The sequence below is a fragment of the Streptomyces sp. NPDC050619 genome, assembly GCF_040654815.1.
Taxonomy (GTDB): Bacteria; Actinomycetota; Actinomycetes; order Streptomycetales; family Streptomycetaceae; genus Streptomyces.
Genome location: NZ_JBFAIR010000029.1, coordinates 71,643 through 85,119, shown reverse-complemented (window position 1 = coordinate 85,119; position 13,477 = coordinate 71,643). Strand labels below are relative to the sequence as shown.

Annotated in this window: 14 protein-coding genes; 6 read left to right on the top strand and 8 right to left on the bottom strand. The window is 69.9% G+C overall.

Annotation, left to right across the window (positions count from 1 at the left end; genetic code table 11):
• Positions 1 to 2: 2 nt before the first annotated feature.
• A complete protein-coding gene (locus AB0I77_RS37225) occupies positions 3 to 1,004 on the top strand; it encodes a proline racemase family protein (protein WP_363287207.1) in 1,002 nt (333 codons plus the stop codon).
• Between the two features lie 60 nt (positions 1,005 to 1,064).
• A complete protein-coding gene (locus AB0I77_RS37220) occupies positions 1,065 to 1,736 on the top strand; it encodes a GntR family transcriptional regulator (protein ID WP_363287206.1) in 672 nt (223 codons plus the stop codon).
• Here the strand turns inward: AB0I77_RS37220 and AB0I77_RS37215 are convergent.
• From AB0I77_RS37215 to AB0I77_RS37200, 4 genes are read right to left on the bottom strand one after another with little or no spacing between them, the layout of a single operon-like run.
• Complete coding sequence (locus tag AB0I77_RS37215; RefSeq protein ID WP_363287205.1) at positions 1,730 to 2,527, bottom strand: ABC transporter ATP-binding protein; 798 nt, start codon at positions 2,525 to 2,527, stop codon at positions 1,730 to 1,732. The two genes, AB0I77_RS37220 and AB0I77_RS37215, sit on opposite strands and share 7 nt — an antisense overlap.
• Positions 2,528 to 2,547: 20 nt before the next feature.
• Entirely contained in the window at positions 2,548 to 3,327 is a 780-nt protein-coding gene (locus AB0I77_RS37210) for an ABC transporter permease (protein WP_363287204.1), read from the bottom strand.
• Positions 3,324 to 4,097, bottom strand: coding sequence for an ABC transporter permease (locus AB0I77_RS37205; protein WP_363287203.1), 774 nt, complete (start codon positions 4,095 to 4,097; stop codon positions 3,324 to 3,326). Before AB0I77_RS37205 ends, AB0I77_RS37210 begins: the two co-directional genes overlap by 4 nt.
• On the bottom strand, positions 4,094 to 5,065 hold the full coding sequence (locus AB0I77_RS37200) for an ABC transporter substrate-binding protein (RefSeq protein ID WP_363287202.1): 972 nt from the start codon (positions 5,063 to 5,065) through the stop codon (positions 4,094 to 4,096). Before AB0I77_RS37200 ends, AB0I77_RS37205 begins: the two co-directional genes overlap by 4 nt.
• A 152-nt stretch (positions 5,066 to 5,217) precedes the next feature.
• Here AB0I77_RS37200 and AB0I77_RS37195 point away from each other — a divergent pair, with 152 nt between their 5' ends.
• Positions 5,218 to 6,033, top strand: a complete 816-nt coding sequence (locus AB0I77_RS37195) for an IclR family transcriptional regulator C-terminal domain-containing protein (RefSeq protein ID WP_363287201.1) — start codon at positions 5,218 to 5,220, stop codon at positions 6,031 to 6,033.
• Here AB0I77_RS37195 and AB0I77_RS37190 read toward each other — a convergent pair.
• From AB0I77_RS37190 to AB0I77_RS37180, 3 genes are read right to left on the bottom strand one after another with little or no spacing between them, the layout of a single operon-like run.
• Complete coding sequence (locus tag AB0I77_RS37190) at positions 5,984 to 6,919, bottom strand: PDR/VanB family oxidoreductase (protein ID WP_363287200.1); 936 nt, start codon at positions 6,917 to 6,919, stop codon at positions 5,984 to 5,986. The genes AB0I77_RS37195 and AB0I77_RS37190 overlap by 50 nt on opposite strands.
• Positions 6,916 to 7,101, bottom strand: coding sequence for a hypothetical protein (locus AB0I77_RS37185; RefSeq protein ID WP_363287199.1), 186 nt, complete (start codon positions 7,099 to 7,101; stop codon positions 6,916 to 6,918). Before AB0I77_RS37185 ends, AB0I77_RS37190 begins: the two co-directional genes overlap by 4 nt.
• Positions 7,098 to 8,162, bottom strand: a complete 1,065-nt coding sequence (locus AB0I77_RS37180) for an aromatic ring-hydroxylating dioxygenase subunit alpha (protein ID WP_363287198.1) — start codon at positions 8,160 to 8,162, stop codon at positions 7,098 to 7,100. Before AB0I77_RS37180 ends, AB0I77_RS37185 begins: the two co-directional genes overlap by 4 nt.
• A gap of 1,011 nt (positions 8,163 to 9,173) precedes the next feature.
• On the opposite strand from AB0I77_RS37180, the gene AB0I77_RS37175 reads away from it, so the two are divergent.
• From AB0I77_RS37175 to AB0I77_RS37165, 3 genes are all read left to right on the top strand, one after another.
• Positions 9,174 to 9,785 (top strand): TetR/AcrR family transcriptional regulator, encoded by a 612-nt coding sequence (locus tag AB0I77_RS37175; protein ID WP_363287197.1) that lies wholly within the window; start codon positions 9,174 to 9,176, stop codon positions 9,783 to 9,785.
• 42 nt (positions 9,786 to 9,827) lie between these two features.
• Positions 9,828 to 10,499: an enoyl-CoA hydratase-related protein gene (locus AB0I77_RS37170; RefSeq protein ID WP_363287196.1), complete on the top strand. Its 672-nt coding sequence runs from the start codon at positions 9,828 to 9,830 to the stop codon at positions 10,497 to 10,499.
• 526 nt (positions 10,500 to 11,025) lie between these two features.
• A complete protein-coding gene (locus AB0I77_RS37165; RefSeq protein WP_363287195.1) occupies positions 11,026 to 11,241 on the top strand; it encodes a hypothetical protein in 216 nt (71 codons plus the stop codon).
• A 51-nt stretch (positions 11,242 to 11,292) separates the two neighbouring features.
• On the opposite strand, the gene AB0I77_RS37160 is transcribed toward AB0I77_RS37165, so the two are convergent.
• Positions 11,293 to 13,209, bottom strand: a complete 1,917-nt coding sequence (locus AB0I77_RS37160; protein ID WP_363287194.1) for a GAF domain-containing protein — start codon at positions 13,207 to 13,209, stop codon at positions 11,293 to 11,295.
• Positions 13,210 to 13,477 lie beyond the last annotated feature (268 nt).

Below are 13,477 nucleotides of genomic sequence, written 5' to 3'. Positions count from 1 at the left end.
TCATGCGCAGCAAGCTCGTCCTGCACGCCGTCGACTCGCACACCGAGGGCATGCCCACCCGCGTGATCACCGGCGGCATCGGCACCATCCCCGGCGCGACGATGAACGACCGGCGGCTTTACTTCCGTGAACACCGCGACCACATCAAGCAGTTGCTGATGAACGAACCGCGCGGACACTCCGCCATGAGCGGCGCGATCCTCCAGCCGCCGACCCGCCCCGACTGCGACTGGGGCGTCGTCTACATCGAGGTCTCCGGCTATCTGCCCATGTGCGGACACGGCACGATCGGCGTCGCGACCGTGCTCGTGGAGACCGGCATGGTCGAGGTAGTCGAACCGGTCACCACCATCCGCCTCGACACCCCGGCGGGACTCGTCGTCGCCGAGGTCGCCGTCGAGGACGGCGCGGCGAAGGCCGTGACACTCCAGAACGTGCCCTCCTTCTCGGCCGGACTCGACCGCAAGGCCACGCTGGCCGACGGGCGGACGGTGACGTACGACCTCGCCTACGGTGGGAACTTCTACGCCATCCTGCCGCTGGAGGAGTTCGGCCTGCCCTTCGACCGCTCCCGCAAGGACGACATCCTCGCCGCGGGGCTGGCCCTGATGGACGCCATCAACGCCGAGGAGGAGCCGGTCCATCCCGAGGACCGGTCGATCCGCGGCTGCCACCACGTCCACCTGTACGCGCCCGGCGCCACCGCCCGCCACTCGCGGCACGCCATGGCGATCCACCCCGGCTGGTTCGACCGCTCGCCCTGCGGCACCGGCACGAGCGCGCGCATGGCCCAACTGCATGCGCGGGGCGAACTCCCCTTGCACACCGAGTTCGTCAACGAGTCCTTCATCGGGACCCGCTTCACCGGCCGCCTGCTCGGCGAGACCGAGGTCGCGGGCCGCCCCGCGGTACTGCCCAGCTTCACCGGCCGGGCCTGGATCACCGGCACCGCCCAGTACCTGCTGGATCCGGAAGACCCCTTCCCGGAGGGGTTCGTGCTGTAGGCCGTGTCGGCCTGGAAGGCACCCATCATGTCCGCCGACCACCGAGGAGAACGAACCGTCATGGCCCCGCAGCACAGTCCCGCCCTGCCCGCGCTCGGCGGCAGGCAGCCCAGCTACCGGGAGCGCGTCGCGGACGCCCTGCGGGCCGCACTGATCGCCGGTGAACTGCTCCCCGGACAGGTGTACTCGGCGCCCGGACTGGCCGCGCGCTTCGGCGTCTCCGCGACACCGGTGCGCGAGGCGATGCTCGATCTCGTGAAGGAGGGGCTGGTCGACACCGTCCCCAACAAGGGCTTCCGGGTCACCGCCGTCTCCGAACGGCAGCTCGACGAGTACACCCACATCCGGTCCCTGATCGAGATCCCGACGACGGTCGCACTCGCGTCCGGTGCGGACCCGGTCGCCCTGGAGGCACTGCGCCCGGTCGCCCTGGAGATCGTCACCTCCGCGGCGGCCGGCGACCTGATCGCCTACGTCGAGGCGGACCTGCGCTTCCACCTGGGCCTGCTCGCCCTCGCGGGCAACAGCCATCTCGTCGAGGTCGTACGGGATCTGCGGCGGCGTTCGCGGCTGTACGGCCTGACGGCGCTGGCCGAGGCGGGGCGGCTGGAGGCCTCCGCGGAGGAGCACCTGGAACTCCTCGACGCACTGCTCGCCCGGGACGAGGAGGCCGTACGGGCGGTGATGACGCGGCATCTCGGGCACGTCCGGGGACTGTGGGCCGCTCACTGACCGCGTTTGTCGGCCGCCCCGCGCTTCGCCGCCTGGATCTGCTCGTACACATGGGTCCGCAGTTCGATGAAGCGCGGCGCCACTCTGGTGTGCAACTGGTCGCGGTCGTCCGGCAGATCGACCTTGAGCTGTTCCTGGACGACGGTGGGGGAGGCGGACAGCACGATCACCCGCTCACCGAGGTAGACGGCCTCGTCGATGTCGTGGGTGACGAACAGGACGGTGATGCCGCGCTCCCGCCACAGTCCCCGCACCAGGTCCTCCAGATCGGCGCGGGTCTGGGCGTCCACCGCCGCGAACGGCTCGTCCATCAGCAGCACTTGGGGCTCGTACGCCAACGCCCGGGCGATGGCGACCCGTTGCTGCATGCCTCCCGAGAGCTGCCAGGGATAAGCGTCCGCGGCGTCCGCGAGCCCGACCGAGTGCAGCGCGTCCGCCACCAGCTCCCGGCGCCGGGCCTTGCTGAAGTCCTTCTGCTTCAACGGGAGTTCGACGTTCTCGCGAACCCGCATCCACGGGAACAGGCTGCGGCCGTACTCCTGGAAGACGAAGGCCATCCCGGGCGGGGGGCCGGTCACCTTCCGCCCCTCCAGCAGCACTTCGCCCGCCGTCGCGTCCAGCAGTCCGCCCATGCACTTCAGCAGCGTCGTCTTGCCGCAGCCCGACGGGCCGACCAGACAGACCAGTTCGCCCGCGTCGACGGTGAAGGTGAGGTCGCGTACCGCCTCCACCCGTCGCCCCGATCCCTCGTAGACCTTCTTGAGGCCAGATACGTCAAGAAACGCGTGCATGCTCTGCCCTTTCGCGAAGGTCACCGGGACCGCCGGGTGGATGCGCGCAGACCGTGGTACCAGCCGAGCGCCCGCCGCTCGACCAGCTGGAACAGCACCGACAGGAGGAAGCCCAGCAGACCCAGCACCAGGATTCCGGTCCACATGTCGGGGATCGCGAAGCCGCGCTGGAACTGCACGACGGTGTAGCCGAGTCCGTTGCTGGCGGCGAACATCTCGCTGATGACCATGAGGATGATGCCGACGGACAACGCCTGGCGCAGCCCCGCGAAGATCTGCGGGCTCGCTGAGCGCAGCACCACGTGCCGCAGTCGCGCGATGCCCGTGATGCCGTACGAACGGGCCGTCTCCGCCATCACGGAGTCCACCGCCCGCACGCCCTCGACGGTGTTGAGCAGGATCGGCCACACACAGCCGATCGCGATCACGACGATCTTCATCGTGTGGCCGATGCCCGCGAACAGCATGATGACCGGGATCAGCACGGGCGGCGGCACCGCCCGCAGGAACTCCATGACCGGCTCGCACACCGCCCGCACCCGCCGGTAGGAGCCGATGACCGTGCCCAGCGCGATGCCCACCACGGCCGCCGTCGCGTAGCCCGCCGCCAGCCGGAGCACGCTGGGCAGCGCGTCCGTGCGCAGCCGCTCGGCCGTCCAGACGTCCGGGAAGGTCTTCAGGATCGTCCGCAGCGGCGGCCAGTACACGTTGGTGCTGCCGTCGGACGCCAGCCACCACAGGGTGAGCAGGATCGCGGGCAGGGCGACCACGAAGACCAGCCGGAGCAGCGCGTGCTTCACACCGTCACCTCCCCGCGCACCGACTGGTGCCAGGCCAGCGCCCGTCGCTCCACCGACCGCGCGCCCACATTGATCAACAGACCCAGCAGTCCGGTCACCACGATCAACGCGTACATGTCGGGCACGGCCTGCGAGGTCTGGGCGACCGCGATCCGCGCGCCCAAGCCCGGTGCGCCGATGACGAGTTCGGCGGTGATGGTGAGGATCAGGGCGACGGCTGCCGCCAGCCTGACGCCCGTCATGACATACGGGAGCGCCGTCGGCCACAGCACGTGCCGGACGCGCGCCCAGGTGCCCAGGCCGTACGACTGTGCCGTCTCGTCGGCGACGGGGTCGACGTCCTGGACGCCGTACAGGGTCTGGATCAGCACCTGCCAGAAGGAGGCGTACACGACCAGCAGGAGGACCGAGCGCAGTTCGTTGCCGTACAGCAGCACCGCCAGCGGAATCAGCGCGACCGACGGGATCGGGCGCAGGAACTCGATCGTGGAGGCGGTCGCGTCCCGCAGGTAGGGCACGACCGAGATGACGATCCCCACGACGATCCCCGCGCAGGCCGCGACCGCCAGGCCCACCGCCCAGCCGGTGAGCGTGTCGCCGAGGGCCGTCCAGAAGGCGCCGTCGGCGAGTTCACCGCCGAGGGCGTCCGCGATACGGCTGGTCGGCGGGAAGTACGCCTCCTTGACCAGGCCGAGCCGCGGCACCGCCTCGCCCAGGGCGAGGAAGGCCGCGAGCCCGGCCGCACCGAGTGCGAGGTTGAGGCCCTTCACGGCAGCAGCTTGTCCAGGTCCGGCTTCGTCTTGAAGAAGCCGTCCTCCTCGCCGAGCTTCGACAGCGCCTCGATGGAGGCGCGGTTCGCCTCGGCCGGCCACTTCGGCAGCGTCACCTGCTCCAGCACCGCGGCCGGGATCTTCGTGTACGTGGTGACGATCGCGCGGGCCTCGTCCGGGTGGGCGTCGGCGTACGCGAGGGACTCGGCGGTGGCCTCCTGGAACTTCTTCACCACCTCCGGGTTCTGCTGCGTGTACTGCTGCGAGGCGAAGTACATTCCGACGGTGACGTCCGGGCCGACGTCGACCAGGGGCGAGGCGATCTCCACACCGCCCTGGCTCCTGATCGTGGCGGTCACCGGCTCGACCACACACGCGGCGTCGATCTGCCCCTTGTCGAGGGCAGCGGGCATCTGGTCGAAGGCGAGCTCGACGAGCTTCACCTTGTCGGGGTCGCCGCCCGCCTTGCGCACCGACTCGCGCACCGCGGACTCATTGATGTTCTTGAGGGTGTTGATGGCGACCTTCTTGCCCTCGAGGTCCTTCGGCGACTTGATGGCGCTGCCCTTCTTCACCATGAGGCCGTTGAAGTCCTTGCCCCGCACGCCGGTCGATGCGATGCCGTTGGCGACGGCCTGGACGGGCACGTTGTTGGACTGGGCGATCATCAAGGACGTCACATTGCTGAAGCCGAACTGGAATTGACCGCTCACGACACCCGGCACGATCGCCGCGCCGCCCTGCGCGGTGGAGATGGCCAGCTTCAAGCCGTGTTTCTCGTAGATGCCCTTCTTCTGGCCGAGGTAGACGGGCGCCACGTCCACGATCGGGATGAGCCCCAGTTTGACCGTGGTGATGCCGCCGGACGAGACGGCCTTGCCCGACGTACCGGAGCCGTCGGACGAGCCGCAGGCCGCCGTGGCGAGAAGGAAGGTGCCGGCCGTGAGACCGGCGAGCAGACGACGCATGGCTCCTCCTGTGCAGACAACGGGGTTCCGACAGGTTGTGCGCACACCGCACAGTAGTGCTCAGTTGGTGTGCAGGGGAACGTAGAGGCGGCCATCCGTCACGGTCAATTGGTATGGCCAGCAGGTCGGTTGACAGTCAGGAGGCTGCGACGATGCCCGAGACAGTCCGCGCACCACACTTCGTGAGGTCCTTCGAGCACGGACTCGCCGTCATCCGCTGCTTCGACGCCGAGCATCCGGCGCGCACGCTCAGCGAGGTGGCCCGCGCCTGCGAACTGACCCGCGCCGCCGCCCGACGGCTGCTGCTGACCCTGGCCGATCTCGGGTATGTCCAGCTGGAGGGGCGGCACTTCCGCCTCACGCCGCGTGTCCTGGAGCTCGGCTACTCCTACCTGTCCAGCTTCACGCTGCCGCAGATCGCCGAACCGCATCTGGAGCAACTCGTCGCGAAGGTGGGGGAGTCGTCGTCGCTGTGCGTCCTCGACGGCGACGACGTGGTGTACGTGGCGCGGGTCCCGACCCGCCGCATCATGTCGGCGACGATCACCGTGGGCACCCGCTTCCCGGCCCACGTCACCTCCGTGGGCCGGGTGATCCTCGCGCATCTGCCGGACGCGGAGATCGACGCCCGGCTCGCCCGCGCGGACCTGAGTCCGCTGACCGCGCGCACCCTCGTCTCGGCGGACGCCCTGCGCGTCGAACTCGGTCTGATACGGCGTCAGGGATACGCGCTCGTCGATCAGGAGCTGGAGGAGGGGCTCCTCTCGGTCGGCGCCCCGGTGCGCGACCGGGACGGCGCGGTGGCGGCCGGCGTGAACATCGCCGTGCACGCCGGCCGCACCTCCGTCGACTCCGTACGCCGCGACCTGCTGCCGCACCTGCTCGCGGCGGTGGCCGGGATCGAGGCAGACCTGCGGATCACAGGTCCAGCACGAGCCGCTTCCCAAGACACCGGGACACACAGATGAGCATCGTCTCGCCGGCCGCCCGCTCCTCGTCGTCGAGCACCGAGTCCCGGTGGTCCGGGGTGCCTTCGAGGACGTCGGTCTCACACGTACCGCAGGTGCCCTCGGTGCAGGAGAAGAGCACCTCGACGCCGGCGGCGCGCACGGTGTCGAGCACGGAGACGTCCGCGGGGACGGTGAGCGTGCGCCCGCTGCGGGCCAGCTCGACCTCGAACTCGGTGTTCCCCGACGCCTCTTGGGCCTTGGGCTGGAAGCGCTCCACATGCAGCGCCCCGGCCGGGCAGCGCTCCTCCACCGCGTCGAGCAGCGGCCCGGGACCGCAGCAGTAGACGAGCGTGCCCTCGGGCAGGTCGTCGAGCACCGAGGCGAGGTCCAGCAGTCCGGCCTCGTCCTGGGGAGCGATCGTGACCCGGTCGCCGTACGCACTCAACTCCCCGGCGAACGCCATGGACGCCCGCGTACGGCCGCCGTAGAGCAGAGACCACTCGGCGCCCGCCGCTTCCGCGGCGGCCAGCATCGGCAGGATGGGCGTGATGCCGATGCCGCCCGCGACGAAGCGGTAGCGGGGGGCGGGCCGCAGGGCGAAGTGATTGCGCGGCCCACGCACCCGGACCTTGTCGCCCTGCCCCAACCGCTCGTGCACGTACGACGATCCACCGCGCCCGTCGGGCTCGCGCAGCACGGCGATCCGCCAGGCGGTGCGGTCGGCCGGGTCGCCGCACAACGAGTACTGCCTCTCCAGATCCGGGCCGAGGACGACGTCGATGTGGGCACCCGCCTCCCAGGCCGGGAGCTGCTCGCCCAGCGGATGGCGCAGGGTCAGGGCGAGCACACCGTCGGCGGCCGACTCCCTGCGGTCGACGACGAGTTCGGCTTCGTAGGCGGTCATGAGCTGTTTCCCTGCGGCTCGTGTCCTTGCGGCTCGTGTCCCTGCGGGTGGGCGAGCATCCACTCCCACATCTCGATGGGGTCCTGCGAGGTGTGCTCGCGGCCGCAGTGACAGGTGCCGTGCAGCACGTCGGTGCCCGGCAGCCAGTCGATGCGGTAGATCTCTCCGGTCGGGCTCGTCACAGGACCTTCTCCATGGGCTTGTCGCCCTCCTCGACCAGCCGGGCGAGGATACGGCGGGCCGCCAGACCGCCGGTGTCGATGTTGATGCTCAGCTCCTGGTAACCGGCGCGCTCGGTGCCGAGCGTCTCCTGGAGCAGGTTGAGCGCGTCGACGTCCTGCATGACGACGGTGTGGTTGTTGCCCCGCAGGAACTCGGTGACCTCGTCGTCCTCGGTCGCCCAGTCGCGCGAGACCATCCAGAAGTCGTACACCTTGCCGTCGGCGGACGGGGTGATGGCGTACGTGATCTCGGTGTGGAAGCCGCCCGGGTCGCTGCCGTCGGGCTCGGGCACCACCCCGACCGGCGCGATCCGGCTGTGCAGCAGATACAGGCACGGCGCGTGGTACTCGATGTCCTGCCAGCGGGTGATCCGGCCCTCGATGCCGGTGGACTTGGCGTAGAAGGGCGGGCAGGCGGCGTCGGCCATGTGCCGGCTCACGCGGACGATCCCCGCGCCCTCGTCGACCTCGGTGGTGATCGGGGTCTCGGCGACCTCCGGGGTGCCGATGTAGCCGCCGTGCAGGTACGTCTCGTGGGACAGGTCGAGAAGATTGTCGACCAGCAGGCCGTAGTCGGCGTCGATCGGCTCCATGCCGCGGACGGTGGTCCAGCCGGGGGAGTCGAGGTGCCGCGCCCGCGGAATCGTCTGCGGGTCGGCGAGCGCCGGGTCGCCGATCCACACCCACACCAGGGAGTCCTGCTCCACGACCGGGTACGAGGCGACGCGGGCGGTGCGCGGGACGCGCTTCTGCCCCGGCACGTACACGCACGTGCCGGTCGTGTCGTACGTGAAGCCGTGATAGCCGCACACGATCCGGTCGCCGTCGAGGCGGCTCTCGGACAGCGGGTAGCGCCGGTGCACACAGCGGTCGTGCAGGACGACGGGCGCCCCGTCCTCGGTGCGGTAGAAGACGAGCGGCTCACCGAGGATCGTCCGGCCGAGCAGCTCCTCGCGTCCGACCTCGTGGCTGTAGGCGGCGACGTACCACTGGTTCCTGGCGAAGGCGGTGGTGTGCGGCATGGCTGCGGCTCCCGTCATTGGGTGATTGGGGACATCGTCCGGAAGGGCGTCACGGGGGCGCAATACCTCTTCCGTCTCACGGAAGGGGCTGGGGAAAGTTCCTGTTCAGGGCGAGTGCTCGTCTGAGGGAGTGACATCAGGAGGACGCTGAGCCGGCGACCTGGCTGAGCGTTTCCGCCGATGGTTTGTGTCAAATTTGACACTCACACTTTGTGAGATATGGCAGTTTCGAGCATCTTCTATCAGGCAGCGCGAGAGCGCTTGCTGGGCCCTGTGGCTCTGAAGGATGTACGCGGGCAGATTCTTCGTCTGCTGGTCGTACACCGTCCCGACCGCTCCTGGCCTGCGAAAATGAGTGAAATCACAGGAGGCGAGGCTGGGTTGGTCCGTTCCTGGTCCGGATCTTGGTGAGTGGGGACTGTCTTGGTGGATGGAGGCTGTGGTTCGAGGTGGCTAGACGATCCGCGGACGCGGTAGGGGCTGTCGTTCCTCGGTTGAGTGAAGGGGCGGCCTGGGGTGCGCGCATGGGCAGCTCCCGTATGGCGCGGAGCCGACGACGAACCTTTTGCACCAGGTCCGGGACCGGACCTACCGCGAGGACGACTCGAAGATACGCACCGGCCATCTGTCCCGCACCGTGGCCGGCCTGCGCCACCTCAGCGAACGGACCAAGACGCGCCGAGTGGCTGCCGCACGATGCGACCGCCGAACTGTCTCACCGCGACGGCGTTGCAGCCAGCGTCGAGGCGCTGTACCAGTCGCAGTGTCACACGCCTGATGTGCTGAGCAAGGACTGGTGCCCCGCGCGCGAGCCTGGAGCGACGGTTACCGCAAATGAGGAGCACCGCGCGCCGGGTCCCGAGGAACCGTCACATCGCGCGACCGCACCCTGGGCATTTTCGAGCGGCTGGAGAGAGTCTTCACCCATGCAAGGAAGGCGCACAGCATGGTCAATAGTCCGCTGTCCGAGCGCGGGCTCGTCGGACACGCAGTCGTCGGGGTAACGGCCGTATGAGCCCGCGCAAGGGTGGCAGCCGGGATCGAATGGTGGTCAGTGCCGCGGTGCTGCTGCGCGAGTACGGAGCGAGCGCGACCAGCATCGACCGCGTGCTCGGGCACAGCGGTGCCCCGCGCGGCTCGGTCTACTACCACTTTCCCGGCGGGCGGGCGCAGTTGATCGACGAGGCAGTGACGTTCGCCGGTGACTTCATCGGCGGTCTGATCGAGAACATGACGCAGGCCCACGACCCGGTGGAGGCGATCGACGCCTTCTTCTCCATGTGGCGCGAGCAGCTCGTTGACAGCGAGTTCCGGGCCGGCTGCCCGATCGTGGCGGTAGCAGTGGAGAGCAACGACGAGGCCCCGCAGCTGGCCCGTTTGGCGGCCGCGGTCTTCGGGCGATGGCAGGAGGCGCTCGCCGCCAAGTTCGTCCGGCACGGACTGCCCGAGGAGCGGGGCAAGCGGCTGGCCGCCTTCCTCGTCGCCGCGGCCGAAGGCGCGGTGATCATGTGCCGGGCCGAGCAGAGCGCCGCCCCGTTGGAGGCGGCCGCCGCGGAGATCCATGACCTGTTGACCTACGCCCTGCGCGACCCTCCCGACACCGGCCCAACACAACGACCTTGACCACCTGTCACCCGAATTCCACTCCCACCACAAGGAACCGCAATGCCCACGCTCGATCGCCAGGACAACGTCTTCGTCCTCGACCTCGGGGACGGCGAGAATCGCTTCCACCCCGACTGGCTCGCCGCCGTCAATGCCGCGCTGGACGAGGTGGAGAAGGCGGACGGGCCGCGTGCTCTGGTGACCGCCGCCACGGGGAAGTTCTACTCCAACGGCCTGGACCTGGACTGGCTGTTCGCCCACGCCGACCAGCAAAAGGAGTATGTCGCCAGCGTCCACGCACTCCTCGCGCGGATGCTGTCGCTGCCCGTGATCACCGTGGCCGCCCTGCAGGGGCACACATTCGCGGCAGGCGCGATGTTCTCCCTCGCGCACGACTTCCGTGTGATGCGGGCCGACCGCGGCTACTGGTGTCTGCCCGAGGCCGACATCAACATCCCCTTCACCCCGGGGATGTCCGCGCTGATCCAGTCCCGGCTGACCCCGCAGACCGCGCACGAGGCCATGACCACGGCCCGCCGCTACGGGGGCCAGGACGCCCTCGCCGTAGCCCTCGTCGACCGCGCGGTGGACGAGGATGCCGTAAGCCGGACCGCCATCGAGATCGCCCAGGCTCAGGTCGGAAAGGCCGGCGACACGCTCGGCACCATCAAGGCCCGTATGTACGCATCCGCTCTGGACGCCTTGCGGGACGGGGACATCTCTCTCGGCTGACTCCGCCCCGGGCACCGGGTGCCCGTTCGTGAACGGCTCGTCTCCGTGGTCGATCCCGGACAGCGGCGGCGAGCGGGCAGCGTGTCGGGCCGCCCGGAACGGTCCGCCAACATGCGCGGCTTGAGTGCGCAGGTCCACTGCCTGCGTCCGCACACGGCACCTGTCGCACCGGCGTCGCCCTGAACACCCTCACCGACCTGCACTGGCGCGACCCGATCGCCGGCACGCCGTGGCACAAGCACGTGCCTGCCCGCATAGAGGCCCTCCAGGACTGAGGAGCGCTGGGTGACCACAGACCGGTGCAGGAACCGAGACCCGGTCCGCTGGCGAGCGGACCGGACCCGTCGGGCAGTACCCGGCGATGAAACAGCGGCCGCCGTAGATCATCTCAGTATGGCCGTCGCCGAACGGCAGGTAGCAGTCCCCGCGAGCTGGAGCGTCTCACAGTGAGACTCCCCCCTTCGATGCCCTCCGACATGCTCAGGACGACGCCTCAAGGTGGAGCGTGACGAGTGGGAGGGCGGACATGGCGAAACAGCCGTGGGGGCACCGAGAACGGCTGCTGGCCCTGGGCGGGTTCGGGGTCCTGCTGGCGGTGTGCGGTGCGGTGGCGACCGTGGCGGGTGTCCCGGCCGGACCCGGAGTCGCCCTCACGGGTGCCGTACTAGGCTGCTGGGAGGCGTGCGGCCTATGGCTGTGGAACGCCCGGACCGGAAGAGCGAGGAAGGGCACACGACGCTGACTACGTCACCCGCCGAACCGGACGCTGTCGGTGCCACGTCACCTCCCGGCGTCACCCCTTCTCCGGCCCCAGCCGGATCCCGTACGCCGTGATCTTGCGGTAGATCGTCGCCCGGGAGATGCCCAGCGCCTTTGCCGCCTTCGCCTTGTCTCCGCCGTGGTCGAGGAGGGACTGGACGATCAGGTCGCGTTCCGTGGATTCCCAGGCGGACAGGGAGTGTTGAGCCTGGGAGAGCAGGGACGGCGGGAGGTCGGACTCCTCGATCAGAGGGCCCGAACGGTGCGCCTGCGCGTATCGGAGTGAGCCATCGAGTTGACGGACGTTTCCTGGCCAAGGCGCCCGGGAGAGGGCTCGCACCGCGTCGTCCGTGCACCGGACGCCTCCGCTGTCGCCACCATGGCGGGCCAGCAGGCAGGTCACGAGCGCGGGGATGTCGGCCGTACGGTGTCGCAGCGGCGGGACGGTGACCTCGGCCCCGAACCTCGCCCACACCGCGGCCGCGTGACCTGCCTGCCGAGACGCGGCCACCCCGTCGGCGTCCGGCAGCGCTTCGGCACCCGCGCCGGGCAGCCTGGGCCGGCCATGGGTGAGCAGCGCGGCCACCCAGCCGGAGCGCCCGGCCGTGATGCGCAGCAATCCGTCGAGTTGTCCGAGCACGTGCACGGACAGCAGATCGAGATGCCGCAGTACGACCGTGCCGTGGTCCTCGGCAAGATCCTGGAAGACGGCCTGCAGCCACGGCGCCGCGCCACCCCTCGCGCCCGCCGCGTCGTGCACGCCGATCGACGCCGTGGGCGCCACATGACGGTGCACGGCCCGGACCAGCGCCTGTTTGCCGGTGCCCGCCTCTCCCTCCACGAGCGTCCAGCGTCCCTGCTCGCAGTGGCGGATCAACTGGCTGACGACACCACGGAAGCCGGGGCTCGAACCGCTGATGCCGGTCAGCCGCGGCACGCGGACCACGGGGTGCTGGGCGGACTCGTCGCGCTCCGGGACCAGCCGCAGTTCGATGAGATAGGCGGCCGGGTGTCCGCCGGGCTCATCATCCTCCACCCGGCGGCCCCGGACTTGCACGGTTCGCCCGTCGCTGAGGAGCATCCGCTGCTCGCGCAGCCCTGACGGATCGGCGGCGAGTTCCCGCAGCCGCCGGTGGTCGGCCGGGCCGAGCATCTCCGTCGCGGCCGCGTCGGCGAGCAGCAAACCGTCGGTGAGCGTGACCAGCGCCCTGCGCGAGCTCTGACGGGACGTCAAGAAGGCGCGCAGCGCCGCCCGTTCGCGTTCCGAACCGATGTCGAGCAGCCGCTCCTCGATGTCGGCGGCGGCCTCCTGGACCAGCGCCACCATCAGCGGCGAGGCGGCGTGCTGCCAGGACGTCAGATCGATCAGGCCGAGCACCCGACCACTGACCGGATTGCGGATGGGCGCCGCCGCGCACGACACCCGCTGCAGCCGTTCGGAGAAGTGCTCCGAGCCGAAGACCTGTGCCGTACGGCCGTCCTCGGCCGCGGTGCCGATGCCGTTCGTGCCGACGTACTCCTCGGCGTAGCTGAAGCCGGGCGCGAGGCTGATGTCGTCGAGATGCCGGTGCAGCGCCCGGTCGCCGGTCCTGCGCTCACGCACCCGTCCCTTGGAGTCCGTCAGGATGAGGCACATCGGGGTCCCCTGGAGCGCGTCGGAGAGCCGGTCGAGGACCGGTCGGGCGGCCGTGGCGAGCCGGGAGTGCGGGTCGAAGTCGGCGTTGTAGGGGGCCTGGATGCGGTCGGAGTCCACGCCGAAGAAGCGGGAGCGCTGCCAGGAGTCGAGGATGGGCGGGCGCACCGCGGAGGACGAGAAGTCCCCGCCCTCCAGGAACCGGGCACGCTCATGGACGGGGTTGAGGTGCGGGAAGCGACGGTCCAGGCCGAGCGCGGAGACGGTGGGCGACGGCCTCGTCGTCTCCAGGGGTTCCACGGATTCCACAGGTTCCATCGGCTCTGCGCCTTCTGCCGTGCAATGACTCTCGGGGTTCCGGTATGTCCGGCACGTTAAGTCCGGTAGTGCGGTGGTGGCCATACCCGGGATGTGACCCCCGTCTCAACTTGAGACGCGCGGCTGCCGCACCCGGCCCCACGATGGGCGACGCCCCGGTCACCTACGGCAGTGCGCCGCCACCAGCGCCGGGCGACCGAGGTCCCTTCCCTCCGGTCCCGGCTGTGCCGGAGCCGGCGGGAGCCCCATCGCTGCCGAGCCAGCCGGA